General features: G+C 44.4%; 22 protein-coding genes and 1 tRNA gene. 13 read left to right on the plus strand and 10 right to left on the minus strand.

Annotation, left to right across the window (positions count from 1 at the left end; genetic code table 11):
- Positions 1 to 13: 13 nt before the first annotated feature.
- From BJP34_RS15370 to BJP34_RS15380, 3 genes are all read left to right on the plus strand, one after another.
- Complete coding sequence (locus tag BJP34_RS15370; RefSeq protein WP_070393093.1) at positions 14 to 529, plus strand: hypothetical protein; 516 nt, start codon at positions 14 to 16, stop codon at positions 527 to 529.
- Positions 530 to 955: 426 nt separating this feature from the next.
- Complete coding sequence (rpmF, locus tag BJP34_RS15375; RefSeq protein ID WP_070393094.1) at positions 956 to 1,126, plus strand: 50S ribosomal protein L32; 171 nt, start codon at positions 956 to 958, stop codon at positions 1,124 to 1,126.
- A 603-nt stretch (positions 1,127 to 1,729) separates the two neighbouring features.
- Complete coding sequence (locus BJP34_RS15380) at positions 1,730 to 2,572, plus strand: universal stress protein (protein ID WP_070393095.1); 843 nt, start codon at positions 1,730 to 1,732, stop codon at positions 2,570 to 2,572.
- Positions 2,573 to 3,317: 745 nt separating this feature from the next.
- Here BJP34_RS15380 and psbM read toward each other — a convergent pair.
- Positions 3,318 to 3,431 (minus strand): photosystem II reaction center protein PsbM, encoded by a 114-nt coding sequence (gene psbM / locus BJP34_RS15385; RefSeq protein ID WP_044495836.1) that lies wholly within the window; start codon positions 3,429 to 3,431, stop codon positions 3,318 to 3,320.
- 135 nt (positions 3,432 to 3,566) lie between these two features.
- Here psbM and BJP34_RS48925 point away from each other — a divergent pair, with 135 nt between their 5' ends.
- Entirely contained in the window at positions 3,567 to 3,692 is a 126-nt protein-coding gene (locus BJP34_RS48925) for a hypothetical protein (RefSeq protein WP_267876578.1), read from the plus strand.
- A gap of 97 nt (positions 3,693 to 3,789) precedes the next feature.
- On the opposite strand, the gene BJP34_RS15390 is transcribed toward BJP34_RS48925, so the two are convergent.
- Positions 3,790 to 4,119, minus strand: a complete 330-nt coding sequence (locus tag BJP34_RS15390) for a 2Fe-2S iron-sulfur cluster-binding protein (protein WP_070393096.1) — start codon at positions 4,117 to 4,119, stop codon at positions 3,790 to 3,792.
- 352 nt (positions 4,120 to 4,471) lie between these two features.
- Positions 4,472 to 6,343 carry a TolC family protein gene (locus BJP34_RS15395; RefSeq protein ID WP_070393097.1) on the minus strand — a complete coding sequence of 624 codons (1,872 nt, stop codon included), beginning with the start codon at positions 6,341 to 6,343 and terminating at the stop codon, positions 4,472 to 4,474.
- A gap of 354 nt (positions 6,344 to 6,697) precedes the next feature.
- Here BJP34_RS15395 and BJP34_RS43425 point away from each other — a divergent pair, with 354 nt between their 5' ends.
- Positions 6,698 to 6,847, plus strand: coding sequence for a hypothetical protein (locus tag BJP34_RS43425; protein ID WP_158517240.1), 150 nt, complete (start codon positions 6,698 to 6,700; stop codon positions 6,845 to 6,847).
- Positions 6,848 to 7,572: 725 nt separating this feature from the next.
- Here the strand turns inward: BJP34_RS43425 and BJP34_RS45615 are convergent.
- Entirely contained in the window at positions 7,573 to 7,746 is a 174-nt protein-coding gene (locus BJP34_RS45615; protein WP_168166512.1) for a hypothetical protein, read from the minus strand.
- A gap of 192 nt (positions 7,747 to 7,938) precedes the next feature.
- Complete coding sequence (locus BJP34_RS15400) at positions 7,939 to 9,000, minus strand: mannose-1-phosphate guanylyltransferase (protein WP_193431328.1); 1,062 nt, start codon at positions 8,998 to 9,000, stop codon at positions 7,939 to 7,941.
- 467 nt (positions 9,001 to 9,467) lie between these two features.
- On the opposite strand from BJP34_RS15400, the gene BJP34_RS15405 reads away from it, so the two are divergent.
- Positions 9,468 to 10,895 (plus strand): LCP family protein, encoded by a 1,428-nt coding sequence (locus BJP34_RS15405; RefSeq protein ID WP_229424383.1) that lies wholly within the window; start codon positions 9,468 to 9,470, stop codon positions 10,893 to 10,895.
- 30 nt (positions 10,896 to 10,925) lie between these two features.
- Positions 10,926 to 11,435: a pentapeptide repeat-containing protein gene (locus BJP34_RS15410; protein ID WP_202972101.1), complete on the plus strand. Its 510-nt coding sequence runs from the start codon at positions 10,926 to 10,928 to the stop codon at positions 11,433 to 11,435.
- Here BJP34_RS15410 and BJP34_RS15415 read toward each other — a convergent pair.
- Positions 11,421 to 12,131: a GDSL-type esterase/lipase family protein gene (locus BJP34_RS15415; RefSeq protein WP_070393100.1), complete on the minus strand. Its 711-nt coding sequence runs from the start codon at positions 12,129 to 12,131 to the stop codon at positions 11,421 to 11,423. The two genes, BJP34_RS15410 and BJP34_RS15415, sit on opposite strands and share 15 nt — an antisense overlap.
- A gap of 677 nt (positions 12,132 to 12,808) precedes the next feature.
- On the opposite strand from BJP34_RS15415, the gene BJP34_RS15425 reads away from it, so the two are divergent.
- The 6 genes from BJP34_RS15425 to BJP34_RS15450 all read left to right on the plus strand — a co-directional run bounded on the left by BJP34_RS15425 (position 12,809) and on the right by BJP34_RS15450 (position 15,504).
- A complete protein-coding gene (locus tag BJP34_RS15425) occupies positions 12,809 to 13,039 on the plus strand; it encodes a DNA-directed RNA polymerase subunit omega (RefSeq protein ID WP_070393102.1) in 231 nt (76 codons plus the stop codon).
- Between the two features lie 110 nt (positions 13,040 to 13,149).
- Positions 13,150 to 13,794: a hypothetical protein gene (locus BJP34_RS15430; RefSeq protein ID WP_070393103.1), complete on the plus strand. Its 645-nt coding sequence runs from the start codon at positions 13,150 to 13,152 to the stop codon at positions 13,792 to 13,794.
- A 29-nt stretch (positions 13,795 to 13,823) separates the two neighbouring features.
- Positions 13,824 to 14,189 (plus strand): DUF1818 family protein, encoded by a 366-nt coding sequence (locus tag BJP34_RS15435; protein ID WP_070393104.1) that lies wholly within the window; start codon positions 13,824 to 13,826, stop codon positions 14,187 to 14,189.
- Positions 14,190 to 14,237: 48 nt separating this feature from the next.
- Positions 14,238 to 14,311 (plus strand) — tRNA-Pro (locus tag BJP34_RS15440).
- A 427-nt stretch (positions 14,312 to 14,738) separates the two neighbouring features.
- Positions 14,739 to 15,059 carry a hypothetical protein gene (locus BJP34_RS15445; RefSeq protein ID WP_070393105.1) on the plus strand — a complete coding sequence of 107 codons (321 nt, stop codon included), beginning with the start codon at positions 14,739 to 14,741 and terminating at the stop codon, positions 15,057 to 15,059.
- Positions 15,046 to 15,504 carry a type II toxin-antitoxin system VapC family toxin gene (locus BJP34_RS15450; RefSeq protein ID WP_070393106.1) on the plus strand — a complete coding sequence of 153 codons (459 nt, stop codon included), beginning with the start codon at positions 15,046 to 15,048 and terminating at the stop codon, positions 15,502 to 15,504. The genes BJP34_RS15445 and BJP34_RS15450 overlap by 14 nt, the downstream gene beginning before the upstream one ends.
- 307 nt (positions 15,505 to 15,811) lie before the next feature.
- Here the strand turns inward: BJP34_RS15450 and BJP34_RS15455 are convergent, their stop codons facing one another.
- The 4 genes from BJP34_RS15455 to hslO form a co-directional block, all read right to left on the minus strand.
- Complete coding sequence (locus BJP34_RS15455; protein WP_229424384.1) at positions 15,812 to 16,336, minus strand: DUF29 domain-containing protein; 525 nt, start codon at positions 16,334 to 16,336, stop codon at positions 15,812 to 15,814.
- A gap of 305 nt (positions 16,337 to 16,641) precedes the next feature.
- Positions 16,642 to 18,069 (minus strand): ion transporter, encoded by a 1,428-nt coding sequence (locus BJP34_RS15460; RefSeq protein ID WP_070393107.1) that lies wholly within the window; start codon positions 18,067 to 18,069, stop codon positions 16,642 to 16,644.
- Positions 18,070 to 18,178: 109 nt separating this feature from the next.
- Positions 18,179 to 20,464: a chromosome segregation ATPase gene (locus tag BJP34_RS15465; RefSeq protein WP_070393108.1), complete on the minus strand. Its 2,286-nt coding sequence runs from the start codon at positions 20,462 to 20,464 to the stop codon at positions 18,179 to 18,181.
- 224 nt (positions 20,465 to 20,688) lie between these two features.
- Positions 20,689 to 21,573: an Hsp33 family molecular chaperone HslO gene (gene hslO / locus BJP34_RS15470; RefSeq protein WP_070393109.1), complete on the minus strand. Its 885-nt coding sequence runs from the start codon at positions 21,571 to 21,573 to the stop codon at positions 20,689 to 20,691.
- Positions 21,574 to 21,598: the final 25 nt, after the last annotated feature.

The following is a 21,598-nucleotide window of genomic DNA, read 5'->3' on the forward strand; positions in this document are numbered from 1 at the left end:
AGGATAAAATACTATGTTGTCCAAAGTAATCCGGCTATTGGTGTTACCCGGCTTAGTAGGGGTTAGTTGGTTGACCACAGTTGCCATTGTTCCCCAAAGCGCCGAAGCCAAGACAGCCCGTATTAATGTTACCCTGAATCGTGAGCCTGAGGAAACTTACCAAGGCTTTATGCGCCGTGCTGAAGTAGTTGCTAGAGCAGCAGCTCAACGGAGCTTCGATAGTGATATATTGACTACAAAGGTAGCCATTAGTATTCTAGGGCAAAATCAAGGAGAAATTGCCCCTGTCTTGTTGTTAGAAGTCAGCCGTCCATCCTGGCAAAGACGACCGGATGCCAAGTATTGGGCAACTTACTTTCCCAATACCCAGTTTCTACTGCGAGTTGAGGAACCTGATTTTTCCCCTCAAAGTCAGCCACAGTCACTGGAACCAGCTTCCCCAAGTCCTCAGCCACCGCCAGCCAACAACCAGGATCCTGAGCCACCGCCAGCCAACAACCAGATAGAAGACCGAGATACAAGACAATGAATTGAACTTCCCCATCCTAAGAGGAATGGGGATTCCCAGGCACAACCTAATTGGCTGTTATCTCCATGGGCGTAACTTTCCCCTGCACCGGAGGTAGCTGAGTAGGGTCAATACCCAGTTTTTGAGACCCTTACTTTTTATATTAACACTATTTGAGAAGAAAAATTCATCCTCTCAGACGAGACCTTAGAATAGGGTGGCCTTTATGGTTGGTTGGCTATGAGAAAAGGGGTTAAAACTTTATTATTAAGGCGACCCTATTCTTCTCTTGATGCAAAGCGCGAGTGGGGGAACCCCCCCCCAGGTCTGCGCTGCATCGCTACGGTAACTTCAAGACCTAAGAGGACGGGGTATTCTTTTCCCTCTCAAACTCTCCCACTCTGATAAGATAGAAAAGCTGTATAACAATTTAAATAATTTACACTTATGGCTGTTCCTAAGAAGAAAACCTCAAAATCCAAACGGGATAAACGTAAAGCTAACTGGAAGCGCAAAGCGCATCTGGAGGCACAAAAAGCCCTCTCTCTCGGTAAAGCAGTGCTGAGTGGGCGTTCTAGCTTTGTTTATCCAACAAAGGAAGAAGAAGACGAAGACTAGGTTTACTCCTCCCCACCGGGCTTCGGACGGCTTATCGCTGATTTTCACCATGGTTCCGGTGGGTTACGTATCACGAAGACAACGCGCTATACACCCTGGTGCCCTAAGACCTGTGACGACTTTCGGGTCTCGAAGCTACTTACCTAGCTTAATAGATCTGAAGCTAATACTGAAGCTAGGCGTGAGAGTCCTGACTCATCAAGTAGTGCTGTCTTGTGAGCGCCGTTAATAAATTTTCAAAATTTTTTAGCCTAATTATCAGTATCCTGGTCAGTATATACCAGGGAAAGTCTAACCCTCAATTCCTACCGGACAACTATCTGAAGTCACGGGTTGCTGGGTATTGAACTGGCATATCTAAAACTGATTTCTGTTTGTTAACTTTTGGTGGTTAACAATTAACAGAAAATCATGATTCGGGCTGTGCCAATTAGATGTATCACAGCTTAATACCATTGAGTTGAGTTTGAAGTAAGTGCCAGACAATTTACCAAATATTTTTAATGGTTAATTGTTAGATTTTGCAAGTCAATTTTGCAAGTCCATTTTACAACTCAATTTTGCAACTCAATGGTCAGTAACCAATCATAATTTAGTAACTCCATGATAAGAAAAATTTTAATATCTGTAGCTGGTCGGGGACTGTGTGAAGAAATGTTCAACATGTTGGCCGAAATTCCTGCCATACAACAGGCATCGGTCACAGTCCTACATGTAGTGCCTCCTCAAGTCACAGCTGAAGCCATGTCAGCTAAGTTAGAAGAGGGGGGTAAAATTTTAGCAGATGCGGTCAAGTCGTTAAAGGTTGACCCCAGCAAAATCACTCCCAGACTGAAACAAGGAGACCCTAAAAATATCGTTACCCAAGTGGCAGACGAAGAAGAAACCGACCTGATTATTATGGGTTCGAGAGGACTAACTCGCCTAGAAGCAATTTTGGAAAACTCCGTTAGCCAATATGTGTTCCAATTGTCCTCCCGCCCAATGTTGTTGGTCAAAGACGATGTCTACGTCAAACAAATCAGACGGGTTATGGTCGCAATGGATAAATCTGATGCTGCTCAAAATTCCTTCGAGTTGGCTCTATCCCTAGTGCGAGATATGAAGAATGCTCAACTATATCTAGCTCGTGTCATCCCCGAAGCCAAACCTGACCAACTGATGACCAATGCAGAAGCAGACCCAGTTCTGGCAGACGCAGCAGCAAAAGCCAAAAGGCTAGGTGTTTCTTACCGTTGTGTTCTAAGTGGCGGTAAGGCCGGACCAGGAATCTGCGAGTTAGCAGAGGACAAGAACATCGACTTGCTGATTCTAGGTTCTCCTGACCGTCGCCCTTCTATCGCCAAGAGTTTAGTAGATTTAGATCGATTACTGGGGAATTCTTTATCAGACTACGTCAGAGTCAAAGCCAATTGCCCAGTGTTGTTATCACGCACAACTACTTGAAGCAGTAAGAAGCAGTCAGTTATTAGCCATTAGCCATTAGCCATTAGTCATTAGTCATTAGTCATTAGTATTGCTAGTAAACCTCTTTTTGGTTACAACTTGCTTAAAAAGGGTTCATGATCAAGGCTTAATGACAAAGGGTTAATGACTAATTATTTAAACTTCCACCTACTTGAGATTTCACATACTTTAGTGGTGGGAGGGAGAGTCATAAATCGAGTAACAATAGCTGACTTATCCCGCCTACTTTAGTGGCGTGATAAGTCAACTTCACCGTTATTTAATTGAAATTAATTAGACAACGTTAGACAACGTTAGACAAAACCCCCCTTGGACTTTCATCCTGGTAAGAATCCCACGCTGACCTTTAGGTGACATACTCCTACACTGACTGTTACTGGCAGTGCCAGACGCTACGCGAAGGATTTCAGTGTAGGCTTCTTGCCAACTCCACCCAACGGTTAGGATACAAGGCCGTAGGCCACGCGGGGCGCGTTCGGCAAGCTTTATTAACGACACGGGATGCCCCTCCGCACGCCTTACAATACAAAAGGTTCTTTTTTTTTAATTAGTAGGTGGCGGTTAGCTCTTAATTTATTTCCCTACTACTTCCATTATAGACGATTATAGACGATAGCAAAGTATCAAAGTTCCGCCTCCGCCATTCATCCCACGCCGATCTTGCTCCTAGGTCGCCGTGCGGCTCGAACGATTCGGAAGTGGGGCTTCTGGCGGATGAAGCTAACTAGTTTCCTGAGCCTTCACGGCTCGCGGTTTGGATATAAAGAATTAGCAGGAAAACCGCAGGCACCAGCACAAACAAAATGCTGGCAACAAACCCTAGATCGTTAACTTGCATGATTATTAGTTCCTCTAAATCGTTTTTAACCCACGCCCTATAGGATACCATTAACATGGCTGTTCGCGAAGCGTCGCCTTCGGCGAATCGAAATAGAAGATTGAAATATAAGCCTGGCAAGAGGAAATCCGGCTCATGGTAGATAAGCGGGTTGAAAATCCTGGTGAGATACATTCCATTGTCTTAGCTTTATTCCCTACTCCCTACTCCCTACTCCCTAGACTTTGGAGCACGCTACGGAAACAAACCCAGGACGATTGATAAATGCTATAAACCCTATGTAAGCATCTATACAAGGAGGGGGAATTCAGGTTACAATCCCTCGCCAGCTAGCCCTTAAAATCTCTTGCTATGGTTGTTAGATGGCACCAGATGGGGATTTGCTCTTCAGGGTTGGTTTAGTTTTAACACTCACCGGTCCATTCACCAAGACTTGACAGGCTAATCGGTAAGTATCTGGCTTTTTCTTTAGTTTCCGATTTTCTACCTCAGTTCTAGGGGATAGATTTTCTATGCCTGCCACAATTTCCACAATACAGGTACCACATTGACCATAACCGCCACAGTTCACCAGCTTGCCCCGAAACGTGTAGAGATCTATGCGATTTTGCAGCATTTTCTCTCGTAAGTTCGCTCCATTGGCAGCAATGACTTCTTGGTCTTCCTTGACAAATTTGATATTAGCCATGATTTGTCCCAAGTCTGATCTTATTTTCTGATAGTATTTCTATTTTATTAAGGAATGTTAAAAAATAAGCATCCCTGGTCAATGGTTCATGGCTAAGTTGGCCATAAACCATTAACTCTAAACCAGAGCAGGTATTCTGTCAATTTAGTTTTGCGAGTTAGGGCAAGGTTAATTCTATTAGATATTAGAGATTAGTCCTTAACGTCTAATACCTAGGGTCTAATACCTAGTGCCTAATACCTAGTGTCTAATACCTAGTGCCTAATACCTAAGATCTAATACTTAGGGTCTAATACCTAGTGCCTAGTTGGGACAAGTCTAGTCTACCCCTTAATTCAATTTTGATGGAATACTACGGAATATCAGTAACTTTACTGTCTGGTAAATTACTCACTGCCCGTTGCAGGTTGGCCAGAGCACGGTTATAGCCTAGAATTGCAGTAAGTTGGTTAATCCTAGCCCGGGTAAGGGCGGTTTGCTGGTTAATTACGTCGGTTTGGGTACCAACCCCTGCCTGAAATCGTAATCGAGCTAGCCGGAGACTCTCTTCTGCTACTTCTAGGGCAAAGGATGCTGTTTCAATACTCTCTTCATTGGAGTTTAATTGAGAATAAGCTTGTTCGATTTCAAAGCGTATTTGATCCCGTTGGTTAGCAAAACTGCTTTCAGCTAAAGCAACATCAATATCTTCCTGCTTTGCTCTGGCAACCGCTGCTCCGCCATCGAAAAAATTCCACTGGAATGTTGCCCCTACGGAGTAACCATCACCAAAACCCACAACATCATCTAAGTTATCAGCTAGGTCGATTTGACCAAATACACTCAACTGGGGCCTGACTGCAGCCAGAGCAATGGTTCGCTGTTCCTTGTTGATCTTTCGTTGTACCAGTTGCTGTTCTAACTCAGATCGGTTTTTATAAGAGAGGATCAGGCTCTGTTCTAGAGATAAATCCCAACTTCCAGCAATTTCGATGGGATCGGCTGCAGTAATTTCTGCGGATTGAGATAAGTTTAATAACTCCGCCAGCTGACGTCGGGCAATACGTTGGTCACTCAGAGCATTGGTCAACCCTTGAGAGTCATTGGCTAGCTCAACCTGCTGTTGCAAGACCTCAAATCGGGTTCCTAAGCCAGCTTGTTCCAGTAACTCGGTATCCCGTAGAATCTGAGCGGATTCGGTGACTGCCGCTTGGGAAATCTCAACACGAGCATCAGCTTCTTGTAAATTGTAATAGGCAAGGGTGACCTGAAGTCGGATCTCTTCAGAGAGGCGTTCTACCTCTAGCTGCTGCAAGTTTAGCTGTTCCTCAGCTAGCCGGACTTGTGCTGGTCGTTGCCCACCAGTGTATAGGTTATAATCTAGCCTTAGGGCTGCAGTAAAACCTGCTGTCGGTACAGGATCTGGAGTACGAAATTCTGGTGGTGCAGCCTGTTCAACTTCACGTGCACGAGCATTCTGAGCACCTGCCTCTCCTGCTGCACTCTGTGAATAGTTAATTCCTGCAGTTGTTGTCAAATTGGGATACCAAGCGGTTAAGGCTTCTTGGAGAACGAACTGATTACGTTCCAAGGTCAGTTGTGCTTGCTGTAATTCCTGATTATTACGCTTTGCCAGTTCTATGGTTTGTTGCAGGGTAATTGGCTGTGTGACATCTATCTGCACTTCCTGGCTTTGGGTGGGAAATGATAACGGATTGGGGTCAGGATCAAGAAACTCTGGCGCTGAGGTTCCAGGGGTTGGTGAGCTTCCAGAGGTTTGTGACATTAACTCAGGGTTTTCCTCTGTGGCAGATTCAACCACCCTTACCTCACCAACCTCTACGGATTCCGTTCGCGAAGCGTCGCCTTCGGCGAATGGCGCTGCCAGCTCAGTCACAGCAGGAATCGACTCCTCTTGGTTTGCCTGATCAGTAGGCAGGATGGTTTGATCAATAATTTCTTGGACTAATTCTGCTTCTGAAGGTGAGGAATCTACAGAGGAAATAGACTCCTGCTGCTCTGGTTGCTTGGGAGCTGGGGTAGTGTTATTGATGACTTCTAGCACTAGCTCCCCTCCCTCTGGGTTTGGGGCTGCTTCTGTTAAGGATTCTTGGTTAGGTGAAGCTACTGAGTTATTAGTCGGCTTAGTAAGTGATGGTAAATCTTCTGAGGCTCCGGATTCCATGCCGCTCAAGGCAATTGCCGTCCCCACACCTACAGCTAATATATAACGAAAAGTTGGCATAGATTTTACAGTTGATTTTAGTCTTAGCAGAACTACTTCTCTTGCTCAATTTAGCAACCAATGGCAGGATAATGGCTTGCTATTGGGTTTAGCAAAGGAATATTCCCGGTTTGCATATCTAAATCAGGATTGAGCCTCAAATTGCCATTTTTTATAGGAGTTGCTCTTTAACAAGACTTTATTATAGTGGGCAATGGCTTCACAGTATCCTCATATTGGCAATTTTCTGTTGCAGGGAGAAAAGTGACTAGATGCGTTCGCTTTTAGCGGAAGCAAAGCTTCATCGCTTTTAGCGGAAGCAAAGCTTCATCGCATAACCCCTATCTCACACATTGAAATTGTGAATAGGGGCAGATGGGGAGGGTGGGAAGTGTGGGGAGATGGGGAGATGGGGAAATGGGGAGATGGGGAGATGGGGAGATGGGGATACTGGGAGATGCTCTGCTTTTGCATAAGGGTCGCGATTGGGAATTTCAATGCATATTAGCTAACTGCTTGCTGTGATCGTCAAACTGGGTTGAGTAGGGATGGGAAGATAGGGAAATGGCAGGATGGAGGGATGGAAATCGAGCAATTTTTTGTCAATCCACATATCGGGTTAATCGGTTAATTTTTATTACTGAGCCGATGCTATAGTATCAGTAATTTGGCTCAATTATGGTAAAACTATTGTTTTTTAACCTTAGGTTAAATTGGGGTGGGGTTGAACAGCCGTAGAGGTTTTCCAGCCTGCCACACTATCAAAGCATTATTTCTGTTTTTGTCAAGATTACTTTATGTTCAGGGTTAGTTGTGTTCCAAGGTTTTTGCGTTCGCATAAGCGCGGAAGCTGAGGCCTTTGGCCACGCTAAAAGCGAACGGCTTTGCCGAAACGCTTCATACCGTAGCGGATCTTACCGAGCATCGCCTTCTCTTGCTTACTATCTATGAATCCTTTCTATTAATCATTAACAAATAAACAAAACTCTGTATGACTAAGGTGTATGGCTAAGGATTGACAGTGGGATAACCTTTTTTAAATAAAAAAGGCGTTAGTAATCTAGCCAGATACCTTCCGCTCTTCAAAACACCTAATTTAAAATAAGCAGACATAAAATTTATTAAACTATGCCGCAAAAAAAAACATCAAAAAAATGATTTTTAAATACTTAATTTTATTGATTACGTTGATCTTCTTTACAAGAAGATATGATTATTGGTTATAGTTTGTTAGGTATTAATAGGAGCTGTTAACTATTTCCTAAAAATCCATACTTTTTCGGTTCCCTGTTCCCTGTTCCCTGTTCCCTGTTCCCTGTTCCCTGTTCCCTGTTCCCTGTTCCCTGTTCCCTGTTCCCTGTTCCCTGTTCCCTGTTCCCTGTTCCCTGTTCCCTGTTCCCTGTTCCGCTGTTTATACACTTCATTGATGATCGCCTAACTTTGTATATTTTTAATTTATAGTTTTTTCTAGTTCAGATTAGATAAATTAGTCAGGAAATTAAGAGCACCACTGACTCATAAATAATGATAAAACTCTGAACTATATATTCTGAATCACTCTGAGGTTAATCGTAATTATAATGTGGCTAAACCAAGGAATTATTACAAGCGCTTAATCACAAAAAATCTTGTAAAAGTGAATTATCTTTGAGAATTTTTATCGCTTGTTTTATGTCCTGGGTACGGTCTTTTTTGGCAATTAACGTAGCATTGCGATCGCGTACCACCAGCACATCGTCTAAACCAATAGTAACAATCACCTCATCGTCACTACTGGAGTAGACAATTGCTCCTTGAGTATCCAGTTCCACATGATTAGCCATTGCCACATTTTTAGCATCGCCATTATGCAGGCGTTCTAAAGCATTCCAATCTCCCAAATCATCCCAACCAAAGGAAGCTGGTAAAACATAAGCTAGCTGTGTTTTTTCCATCAAAGCGTAGTCAATACTTTTCTTCTCTAGCTCAGCATAAGCCGCCACACCTTTTTCTTCTAAAGGGGCAATAATTTCTGGTGCATAGGTGCGCAATTCATCTAAAACTACCCCAGCCCGGAAAATGAACATCCCACTGTTCCAGCTGAATCGACCAGTAGACAAAAATTCCTCAGCGGTCTCCTGGTTTGGCTTTTCGGTGAACCGACTGACCTGATACACTGGCAATCCCTCAAACGTGCCAGTCTTCTCACCTTGCTCAATGTAACCGTAGCCCGTGGAAGGGTATTGGGGCGTGATGCCTAAGGTCACAATCGATGACTCAGCGGCAGCCAATTGAGCAGCCGCCTTGATAGTTTGCTGAAACCCTTGCTCATCTTCAATCCAGTGGTCAGCAGGGAAAAAGCCCACTACCGCATCTTCTCCGTAAGCCTTGGCAATTTCTAGAGTTGCCCAAGCCACTGCTGGTGCTGTATCCCGTCCTTCCGGTTCCGCTAATAGATGCTTCTGGGGTAATGATGGTAGTTGTTGAGTGACCCCCTCAGCTAACATAGCAGAAGTAATCACCCACAACTGTTCTGGCCCGACCGTCAGCTTACTCAATCGGTCAGCCGTTGCCTGCAAAAGACTCTTGCCACTACCATCCAAACATAAAAACTGCTTGGGTCGGTGCTTACGGCTCAACGGCCAAAACCGTTCACCTTTGCCACCAGCAAGAATCACAGGGATGAGAGAGTTATCCATGATGTAGGCTTAACTGTAGTTTTCTGCTACATACTAACCTCACTTTCCCTGATTCAGCTGGTATAGGCTGTAGATTATGAAAAATGGTTAAAGTACTTGTTTAGCCATTACATTAGTCGTTACATTAGTCCTAAAATTAGTCATTTGTCCACCAATTCCTTCATCCCTATTCAGGTATTCGTGTTGTGCATTGATCACAAAGGACTAATCACTCTTAGATGTTCCTCAAAGCGCTTTCACCAGGAGCTTTAGCCGTGGGTAGCCAAAGCGCTTTTTTCAATTAAGCCACTTTGAAGGTAGGCAAAATGGTTTATTGGCTTTGACTTCTAGACTTATTGACTAATAGGCCAACAACAATATCTTAAACTGTAGCCAAAGGCTACAGTTTAATTGGATAGCCAACTATAGGCTTGGAACTTGAATCCTTTAACAGTCATCACAATTCATAGGTAAATTTGGATACAGGTGTGATTAATAATGCCTCAGCTTCAACACCCCAACCATCACCCCAAGAGGGTGATACAGGAGTCTCTTACTCTCAGCTTGACCTGACTACAGACCTAGACGCTTCTGTCTCTGGATTAAGATTAACCCTTGCCCCCTATTTGCGTTGGGTATTTTGGAGTAGCGCTTTTGTTCTGACAGCAGTTATTTCTGCGGCTTTGGGAGCGACCTTAGCCCTAGTTACCCCATTGTCGCCCCTGATTAAATCCCATTCTCAACCCGAAAAGGCTAAAATCCCCCAGAATCAACCAGCTGCTTCTGAGCACAAATCTTCTCGTAGAAATTTTCCCTACAACCTGTCACGACCAGTCAATATCCTGGTGATGGGTATAGACCGAGTCCCAGATGCGTTGCCAGGTTCCCCAGAGGTTTTTGGTGGTCGCAGTGATACCCTGTTGCTGTTGCGCTTAGACCCCAAAGACCACTCCGTGAATATGCTTTCAATTCCACGGGATACCAGAATAGAAATTCCGGGTGTTGGGATAATTAAAATTAACGATGCCAATGTCAAAGGTGGATCTACTTTAACCGCAGAAGTGGTTAGCCGTACCTTAAATGATGTACCCATTGATAGGTATGTGCGCATTACCACTGATGCATTTCGGGAACTTGTGGACTTGGTCGGTGGCCTGGAAGTCTTTGTGCCTGAGAAGATGGAATATGTAGATCTCACTCAGAAACTGGAAATTGATTTAGAACCAGGGTGGCAAACCTTGAATGGAGACCAAGCGGAACAATTTGCTCGATACCGAAAAGACAATGGTGATATTGCTCGGATACAGCGGCAGCAGATCTTACTCAAGGCACTGCGCCAGCGTTTAGTTACTCCCAGTGTAGTGCCTCGTTTACCAAAAATCCTGCGAGTGATGCAGCAGTATATTGATACCAATCTCAGCTTAGAGGAAATCTTGGCACTGGTTGGTTTTGGTCTAGAGGTTGGTAAAGATAATATCAGAATGGTACTCTTGCCCGGTCGATTCAGCAACGCTGATGAATACATTGCCAGTTACTGGCTGATGAATTCACGAGGGCGAGACCGAGTGATGAGTGACTATTTCGAACAAGAGCCCAAATACAAGAGTTCATTAAGGCGCCGCCGTTCACCCCATCGGGTCAGAATTGCGGTTCAAAATGCTACCGATGACCCAGAACTTGGTCGCCGTGTTGCCCGGTATTTAGCCAGAAATGACTTCTACAATGTCTATTATGTCTCAGATTGGCCTGACCGCTTGTCCCAGACTGAGATTATTGTTCAGCAAGGGGACATAAAAACAGCAGATATTGTCAAAAAAGTCCTGGGACTAGGTAGAGTAGAAGCATCCTCTACTGGTCATCTCAAATCTGAGCTGACGATTCGAGTCGGTGAAGATTGGTTAGAGAGGGAGTTTTAGGCTTTAAGTTTTAAGGAGTCAGGTTCACAAGTGATTAGGGTTATTTGGCGACGCTTATTGGGACTATTTTTAGTTCTGGTTATGGCTTGGCTATGGGTGCTTTTATCGGCTACTCCTGCCTATGCTCAGGAGAATACAGTAAATTATTCTCTTACAGATTTGAGTTATCGTAACTTTTCCCATAAGAATTTAGTTGGTGGCGTATTTGCAGGGGCTGAAATGCGAGGCACAAACTTCCAAGGTGCTGACCTGAGTAAATCTATCTTCACCAAGGGAAATTTATTGAAAGCGAATCTCGAAGGTGCAAATCTGACCAATTCTTGGGCAGATCGGGTAATTTTAGACCAAGCTAATTTGACCAATGCTATTTTGACCAAGGCAATGATGATTAGCACCAGGTTTTACGATGCCGAGATAACTGGTGCTGATTTTACTGGTGCCGAGATTGACCGCTATCAGGCTAAACTGATGTGTGAGCGTGCTACGGGGGTCAATCCTGTAACTGGTATCTCCACACGGTATAGTTTAGGCTGTCCCTAGGCTTAAGGAGTTAAGCTGAGCTAAGGGGTTCCAGAGCAGGATGTCTTGTAATAATTGCTGATAACCAGCCACATTGGGATGGAGACCATCTGGAGATAGGTGTTGGAAGCACCAATCATAACCACGGGATGTCCATAAATCAAAAACGTCTAGATAGGGAATTTGACGCCTCAGACACGCAAGGCGAGTTGCTTCTTTGTAGTAGTACTGGTCAGCATGATTGTAGTAAAAACAATCGAGAAAGGGCATTTTCCTTTCATCCACTGGTACCATACCCACAAATAGCACTGGACAGAGTTGCTGGGCTAGCTCGAGCAGATGGGCTAGTTCTTCCTGGAAACTCTCAAAATTAGTAAAATTTTTGCCATCGGGACGCGCCTTACGGGCTGAATCGTTAACGCCCACCGATAAAATAATGGCATCTGGTACACGGTTTCTGAGTTCACCACGACTGCGAAATTCATGCTCTAGTCGCTTGTGGACTTGGGTAACCCCATCACCCCGAACTCCTAAATTGTAGAGTACATGACCAGGACTATCGGGTAACATCCACTGACGTCGCAGTCGCTCTACCCAGCCGCCACCTTCTGGGTCTCCAAATCCATAGATCAGACTATCTCCGAGGACAACGAACTTCAGGGGAGTTATTTGGCGCTGATGGAATGACTCAAAGCTAGGAGCGGCAAGTGTTTGCATAGACAAGATTTATTTGGTCAGATAATTGTTAACAACTCGACACACTCAAGATAGCTTAGCAATGGTATGATCTTTTGTATATGTAAAAGGTAAATGTACCACAGGAGTAAATCAAGGTACTCTCACCCCTAAGGTCGCCTTTCGATGCGATCGCATCCAAGGGATACTATTTAGAGATACCATGTAAAGACTCCATTTACACAAAAATTACCCATTGCCCCCTAGAGGTCTCTTGCCTTGGGAAACTTTAGTCAGTAGTAACTCCCAGAGCAAGGAGGGTTAAGGGGTGAAAACCAACTAAACTCCGTAAGTCCTATTACAGATGGCATTTATACATAATCCGATTTACAGATGACCCCATTTACACATAAGTAGGCTGGGATAGTTTGGTAGAACTTCCCAGCCTTGGTTAGATATATAGTTTCGGTATAGTTAGTAGATTCGGTATAGATAGTACAAATTGACTGTTCTTTCTTATTATTGTCATAGATACCAAGCAATGTAAGTAGAAATCCCCCAACTTCACAAATTCTTTCACTTTTTGATGGTATATTATTAACCTCAAGAAAACTTTTGTGACTTGTATCAAGGGTAACCCCTAGTTGAGAAGTCAAGTATGCTAGGCTAGAGGGGGCGATACTGATTTTAAGCAGAAATAGCAATACCTGATAAATCTTATGCTGCACAAAAGCTATAACTTTGATTCAATCGACATTCTGCAACGGACGGAGCAGCTAGTAAGTGCAGCTTCTAATCGTTATCGGATCACTGTACAACTGGCCAACCGTGCCAAGCGCCGTCGCTTCGAAGATTTTGAAAGTCTAGATGAGCCATCCATGAAGCCAGTGCTGCGAGCAATTGTTGAGATGTCTGATGAACTGACACAGCCAGAGATTATTGCGGACTAAGTTACCGTGGTGAGTTAGTCAGGGCGTCAGGGCTTCAGGGGCAAGAATAGTTCTTTCACCTAGTTTTATCCCAAAGTTGTGTAGGAATGTTCCATAGCCGTCTCTAAGCAATGTACAAGACTAAAGGAATTAAACTAGCGCTAGGTTTAGCTCTTACCACTATGACCAGTGGTTTACTATTGCTGTGGAAATCCCACGACCAAGCGCCCTCTGTCTTCCAGCTCCTTGGAGCACAGCCTGCTGTCGCCCAGTTTTTTATTCCCCCAGAGATTAGCAAGGTAGTATATAAGCGTTTACCGGATTTACCACAACAGAACCAATACATTAGTAAAGAAAGCGGTGAAGTAGCTGCCAATAATACCCTGGTTAACCGCTTAATTCGGTATCACGTCTATGAGAAAAAACGGTTGCCCAATTTCCGTTTTGATTGGAAATTGACCATGGCTGACTATCTAGGTGCATACGATTACCTAGAAGCATCCCAGTATCCCAGTGGGGATACCTTAACCGAAAATCCCATGGAAGGGGATATTGCAGCAATAGAACAATTAACTCGTGCCGAACGGGATGCATTAGTAAGCGTTTTGGTCAACATATTCAATCCCAATCGCAGTGAAACTGTGGCACCAGAGTCGAGCACACAACCATCACCTGCAACAACCTCCAATCCTACATCACCGGCCACAACCTCCAATCCTAGAAGAGGAGTATCTTTACCTAAACCAGGAGATGCTCAGTTACTCAAACCTAATTGACGTCTGGTTAATTGGGCAGAATCAGGTTTATGGAACGTCTGGTTAAACATGGAGAAGGCTGGCGTATTGGTTGGGATCCTGAGGCTCCTAACTATAAAGGTCTAGTGGGTGGTGAGGACTGGGCATTTGAACTAACGGAGTCAGAGTTGAATGACTTTTGTCGGTTGTTGCTGCAATTAGCTCAGACTATGAGTGAGATGGCTAGTGAGTTGATGGATGAAGAGAAAATCACTTGTGAAGCAGAAAGCGATTGGCTGTGGATGGAGGTAGAGGGCTATCCTTCTGCTTATACCCTACGCTTGATTTTGAATCAGGGACGCTGTTGTGAGGGGAGCTGGGTGGCAACAGCGGTTCCAGGGTTGCTAGCAGCAGCTAAGTCTCTGAAAGTTTTTTAGTTTGGTTGTTCAGATCTCGAATAGTGTGGTATATTAAATAAGGTTTTCCGGGGCGTAGCGCAGCTTGGTAGCGCACCACTTTGGGGTAGTGGGGGTCGTGGGTTCAAATCCCGCCGCTCCGATTCATTTCAGAAATCGGGTATGATCGTCAGACTCAGTTTGTGACTGTTGTCTGATTAGTGTGGTATTGGCAAAGTATCTGTCAAAAACTAAAAAAGCTATGTGAGCAATCATCCTTAGCTAAAAGGACGAGCTACTAAAGCATACTGAGCATAGTTATTAGAGGATATCTCCCAAGTTTTTTTATACTGAATTTTGCCCCCCTAGCCCCCCAACTTTGGGGGGAACAAGAGTCAATTTGCTTCTAAAAGTCCCCCGAGCGAGGGATTGCTCGCTCGGGGGACCAACGGGGGCTTGGATGTAGCAAATGAGACTTCTCAGACAACCTCTTAGAATTTAGGGCTTAAACTGGGAGTAATTGATGCAGCTAAAAATTTACCATTTGACCTCAGGGTTAATCAAGATGATATCAAGGGTTTAGGAAGTAAAATGCGTACCAATTTAAAAGATATTTTCACACAAATTGATAGATTGAATAAGAAAGAACAACTTGAAGTTTTTAATTATTTAGAACAGCGTTTTCAGAAAGAATTAGATGCTGATAAAATTCAATATAATGAGTCAGATTATGAAAATTTGCTGCAGTATATTACTGATAATTCATATCAAGAATGTAAACGGCCTCTGGGAGAGTTTAGAGGGATTGCACCAAACTTGTTAGAAGGTCAAGATGCTCAAGAATGGGTCAATCAGCAGCGTGATCAATGGGCAGAAAGGGGATCTGGAGGTCAGCAGAGTGAGCTTAGATGAGGCGTTAGAGGGAGTTAAGACTATTTTTATTGATACTTCTCCAGTGATTTATTATGTAGAGAATCACCCTCTTTTTGCCGATGTAGTACAAGGGGTAATCAATAAGTTAGATGGGGGAGATTTACAAGGAGTAATTTCTCCGGTGACGTTGGCTGAATGTTTGGTCAATCCTTTGAAGAATCACGATCAGAAGTTACAGCGAGATTTTGTTGATTTCCTCCTGCGTCATAAGTCAATTAGGATAGTAGAAATTGAGACAAAAATTAGACTTTTGGCTGCACAGTTACGAGCAAAATATGGTTTGAAACTTCCTGATGGGTTTCAGGTGGCAACGGCGATAAGAAGCGGGTGTGAGGCTTTGTTGACGAATGACGACCAATTCCGGCGCGTTTCTGATTTACAGGTGTTAGTGGTTAAGGATTTTGTGACAGGGAATATTTTGTGATGGGTGAGGGGAGGTTAAAACCTGGGTACCTTGTGTGGTGTTCGGTAGCCCTCAAGCTCCTGAAGTTCGGGAATATAAGGGCTATCGAGTTGTTTAATTTAATCCCAGTAGTGCGATGAAGCGTTTCGGCAAAGCCGTTCGCTTTTAGCGTGGCCAAAGGCCTCCGCTACGCGAACGCAAAGCCTGGCCTACGGCCTCAGCTTCCGCTTTTAGCGAACGCACTCAGTTCTTCAAGGATTGGAAAAGGGTAGGTGTCTTTGGAGAAGCGATTAGCCCAAAGGGCTACGCTACGCGATCGCATTTTAAATTAATCTCCATAAAAGTCTTCATCTAATAGCTGCTCAATTGTAAAAGGACATTGATTGGGATAGTCTTCAGGGTTGGGCTTACGAATGCCAAAGCTGGCTTTTTTACCTTCTTTTATAGCTAACTTGCGACCATCTTTATAAGCTTTAGCGATCGCTTCTTCTAAATAACGTTTAAATGAAGGACTGTCTTGTAAATCTTTTTGGATACGAAACCGATGTTCTGTGACTGAACTATACCAATTTCCTTTCATGGAATCAGAAGCGTCAGTTTGAACCATTATTTTGAGTAAATGGACAATCAAGATGGTTAAATTGCTAATGAATGCTCGCTTTTCAGCCTTTCCCATGTCCTCTAACTCAAGCAGCAAATTATCCCAATCAATTGCCGATAAATTTCTAGTTTTTATTTGTTCAACGATGATTTCTCGCCAACGGTTAAAATCTTGTTCATACATATAGCAAAGGGAATAGGGAACAGGGAACAGGGAGCAGGGAGCAGGGAGTAGGGAAGAGGGAACAAACATTCTCTCAATTGATTTAGGATTGCTATATAGGTAAGTTTTAAAAAATCGTAACTGCCCAGATAGGCTATCTAGACACAGACAAGCGGAATCTGGGTTTAAAAAGTTGCAATAATGGTAAACTCAAGGGCAATCCGAACTTGCGATGAAGCGTTTCGGCAAAGCCGTTCGCTTTTAGCGTGGCCAAAGGCCTCCGCTACGCGAACGCAAAGCGTGGCCTACGGCCTCAGCTTCCGCGCTTATGCGATTAGCCCTTTGGGCTACGCTACGCGAACGCACTATAAAAGACCTGCCAAAAAGTTCAGACTTCACCGGACTGGAACCCCAATTTTCGGTAGACTACGAGCAATAATAACTAAGTGATCGCCAGATAGTAGTGTTTGATCTTTAGGGGGATTAATTAGGGTTTCCCGATTTCCATTGCTATGGCGCTCTATTGCAATCAACGTTGTATCAAACTCCTCTTTCAAGCGCCGAGCAGCTTCCCAGAACGAAATGTTAACCCACTTCTGTGGTAATACAATTTTGTAGAATTGGTTTCCCACTTGCACAGTTAGCAACTCTGCCAACACATCTACAGCTCCTAAGTTCCGAGCTGAGGTAGCAATTAAGTGACTAGCTAATTCATCAACAACAACGACATCTTCAACGCCAGCTACTCGCAGTTGGACATTGTTTTTCCGGTCAAGGAGTTGAGCACAAGTGTAGATTTCCGGTTGGAGTTTTTCAATGGTCAAGGCCGCTAGGACTGTTCGTGCATCCCGGTCTTGATCACTTCGAGGACGGGTAGAATCAGCAAGGAGGATTGCCCGTGAGGCATGATAGATCCCCACACTTTCGAGTACATCAATAGTCGTGTAATCACCAATATAGAAATATATTTGGGAACGGTTTACTCCCTTGAGTTCCGACTCTGGTGTGTCGGTAAACTCTGCCACAACCACCATTGGATAGTGCTTTAGGTCAGAGTCTGCCTGGAGTTCCTCAATCAGTAGGTGACCACCTCGGTTCCAGCCGCAGATAACAATGTGATTGCGCAGTTCATCCAGTTCCAAGTATTTCACCTCCATAACTGTTCTAAGTCGTTGCACCATTACTGCTGACACTACACCGGTGAAGACGGCAAACATTGTTAACCCGCCAATGACTACCATTAGGGTAATCAAACGTCCAGCATCAGTCTGAGGTTCACCACCAATGGGTTCTCCTGAGATTAGGGTAAAAAAACTCCACCATAAAGAGTCTCTTAGGGAAGCAAATGACTCATTCTGTCCTCCCTCCAGTAGATAAATCCCTAAAGCACCGACTAATGTAATTAAGCCGATAATCAGAAAAACTCCAATCTGAGCACTAATACTAGCAGCGAGTGAGGAAGAGATACGGTTGAGGTTACGGTTTACCAAGATTCCGACTCTGAGCAGCCTTAACATCCGTAACACTCGCAATAAGCGGAATGCCCGTAACAAAGGCAGCACTGCAATAATATCCAGCCAGTAGTGACGCAAGAACCGACGTTTGTTTCTTGCCACTAGGTAGCGGATCGTTAGTTCTACGATAAATATGCCCGTCAGTAGCTCTTCGGTTAAATAGACCAGTCCATATATGAAACCTGCACCCTCTAAACTTGTTTCAAGAACCACTAAAACTACCGAAAGTAGAATTAGCAGAATGAGGGTGAATTCAGTTTGGGGAGCGTGAATGAACTGGTCAAGACGGGACTTGAGGGTTGATGACAAGTTAAAGTATTCTATATTAAATGGAATTCACTCCATTTAATATTAAGAATTTTTAATCTTCAATTTCCACAGGTTTGATCCTAGGCGGTTCTACTACCCTCGGAAACTCTTAAGAGTCAGTATCAATTAACTCAATCTTCCTACCAGCAGGGGGATTAAACCTAGGCGGCTCTAGCTGAGTTGGTGGTTTTACAATACCCGATGGTGAGATAACTTCCGGTGGTGGAACCACAATTGGGTAGGAGCGGGCTGGTGGTGATGGTGGTTTTACCACTGATGGTGGGGAGGGAGCTGGTTTCGGGATCACCACTTGTGGGGGAGATGCAGGCGGAACTGGTCTTGGTCGTCTTACGGGTACAGGAGGTGGGGGAGGTGGAGCTAAAATCTTGCGCCATGATTGAATTTGCCGTTGGGCTTCCTGGTAAGGGCGAGTACCAGACGGAACTATGTTTGCGATCGCAATGGATTCAGACAGGTTATAGGCAGAACGACTTCTGGCTATGGATAGGATTTTGTAACTCCAGCGATTGACTACTGTTCTCGCCTCGCTACGGGATTTGGTTGAAGTTGGCACTTGTCTAGCTACTCGAATCGCTTTTCTTAGGGCTTGTGGAGTTCCAGCCTCAGCAATTTGGTAAGCTTCCCGTAAACGCTGCTGACCCTCTAGTTCTAACTTCCAGCTTCTGACTTTGCTTTGGGCTTCATTGTACAGAGCCCGACCTGACTTAATTTGTTCAGCAGTTGCCACGGCGGCATATAGATCACCCCGGATTGCCAGAGTGCCTGCTTGGTCTAAATAAGGTTGGTCTTCTTGCTGCTGGATACTTCTAGACCACTGATTAATTTTACTTTGAGCTTCCTGGTAAAGACTACGACCTCGGGAAATTTTACGGGCTTCTTGAACAGCAGCTTGCAAAGAATCAATGCTGCCATAACTTGCCAGTTGTGCTGCCCGATCCAGGAATGGCCTGTCTTCGATCAGTTGAATTTGACGAGTCCAATCTCGAATTTCGTCTCGTGCTTCCTGATAGCGGGGATTACCACGAGGGATCTGTTCCACTTCAGCCACTGCCAGTCTTAAGTCATTGGCTAAACCCGAGGTAGCATAGGTTCGGGCTCGCTCTAGTCGCGCCACATCTTCTACTTCTCGTTGCCAACGGCTAATTAATTGCTGCCCTTTCTTATATAGGGGACGTTCTGAGTCGAGCTTTTGGGCAGATGCGATCGCTTCTTCTAAATCCCAGGTTGTACCGGACTCAGCACGAGATAGGGCATGAGCTAGGTCAATTAAATCAGATTTGAGTTCAGGTACTTTAATCGTTTCGGGAAGTTTATAGGCAATGTCAAGAACTTCAGACCACTTCCCTTGCTCTAGCTTATTCTGAGCTATCTCCACCAGCTTGTTGCCAGAGTCTTTTATTAAATCCTGAGCTTCTTTGTAAGCATAACTTTGCTCTGTGATTTCCTTAGCTTTTTCAATAGCTTTCAGAATCTTCTCTATATTGCCACTTCTACTCAGCTCAAAAGCTTTATCCAGCTTAGCCGAGTCTTCCCGTCCCATCTTAATCTTATCCGTTAGCTGGTTATACTTCGCCGTAGCCCAGTAGTCATTGTCCACATAGGTCAATCGTACTGCTTCGCGAAATGCTAAGTTCCAGTTTGATAACCTCAACTGTTTTTCTGCTTGATCATAAACTCCCTCTGCCCTTGACCAGATTTTCTGCCAACGTTTTACCCGCTTTTCTACTATCGCGCCAGCTACAGATTTTGAAGGAATACGTTTAGCAATCTTAAGAGCTTCATTGAGCTGACCAGCTTGAAATTTAGCTTCCCCAATCTCGAGGATTACTTGTGACCACTCTTCGATATGTTGGTTAACTTGTGGCCGTAATGGGTGATCTTCGGGCAGGGCATCCACTAATGCGATCGCTTTTAGCAACTGCGGCACAGTTTCCTTATTTGCTGCCACCTGAGCACAAGATAGGCGCATCGATGCTGAAGCCGTTGGCCAAAACACAGCACGGCAGTTTGGTACAGCTGGCAACCTTAACAACATCATTGCTGAAGCAAATCCAGCACTACCGAAAAGCAACACAACTAAGGCTGACCAAAACTGCCAACTGCGAGGCAATAGGTTTTTTACTCCAGTAGTTTTTCCTGAGGGAGCTTGTCTCGGGGTAGTTTGTGCTGTATTTAATCCAGAGTTAGCTACTGGTTGACCAACAAATTTTTCAGATTGCTGGGGGGGCTGTGTCGATGGGTTTCCTAGGTTAGGATAGTTTACGCTCGGTTGAGTGACCGGTTCGCTATGGTTAGGTTGCCATCCATTAAACTTACCTGAACTTGAACCATTTGACGTTGGCCAACGGTCTGGAAATTCTCTATTTCTGGTCATAATTCACTTCCACACTCCCTACACCGGAAGACAGCAGGTTGTTTACAGCAACCTCAGTTGTTGAGATTTTACCCACCTTACACATATAGAGTCTACACCCTATCTTATAGTAGTGTTCTTAGAATTCTGCTTGAGTTTTTATACTGATCCATATTTCTTGCAATCCTTTACAAGTCAGGATTCTAATCTTCCAGTTACAGTAGGAAGTCCAGTAGCTACTCAATTTACAATTCTTTTATCAATTGAGAAAGTTGATCCGGATTGGCATGATAGACCTCTGAGCAAAAATGACAAGTTGCCTCAGCGCCACCGTCTTTTTCAATCATATCCTGAAGTTCCTCTTTTCCGAGCATTTTCAGAGCCCCCAACATCCGGTCAAAGGAGCAACCACAGTTAAAATGCAGCATCTGGGTTTCTGGAAAAATCTCTAGCTCCATATCCCCCAACAACTGTTCAAAAATCTCTGGTAAGGTCTGGTTAGCTTGGAGTAGCGGTGTAAAACCTGATAGTTTAGTAATGCGAGATTCCAAAGTTTGAACTAATGCCTCATCCGTTGCTGCCTTAGGCATAACTTGGATTAAAATACCCCCAGCCGCAGTGACCCCTTGAGCACCTACAAATACACCAACCACCAGCGCTGACGGAGTTTGTTCCGAATTTAGCAGATAGTTAGCGATGTCATCACCTATTTCACCAGAAACCAACTCTACTGTACTCGAATAGGGATAGCCATAACCCACATCCCGAACCACGTATAGGAAACCATCCCTACCAACAGCACCACCCACATCTAATTTGCCCTGCTTATTTGGTGGCAGTTCCACCTCTGGGTTGTCTACATAACCTCGAACTTTACCATCTAATCCTGCATCCACCATAATTCCACCCAGTGGACCATTGCCGTTAATCCGAATATTGACCCTCGACTCGGCTCGTTTCATACTAGAAGCCAGCAGAAGACCTGAAGACATGGTACGACCTAGGGCAGCCGTTGCCACATAAGAGAGTTGGTGACGTTGTCTAGCTTCTTCCGTCAGGCGTGTAGTAATCACACCAACTGCGCGAATACCCCCTGAAGCTGCTGTGGCGCGAATTAACTGGTCAGCCATAGAAAACTCTTACACTTCTTAATAT

This window comes from Moorena producens PAL-8-15-08-1 (genome assembly GCF_001767235.1).
Classification (GTDB): domain Bacteria; phylum Cyanobacteriota; class Cyanobacteriia; order Cyanobacteriales; family Coleofasciculaceae; genus Moorena; species Moorena producens_A.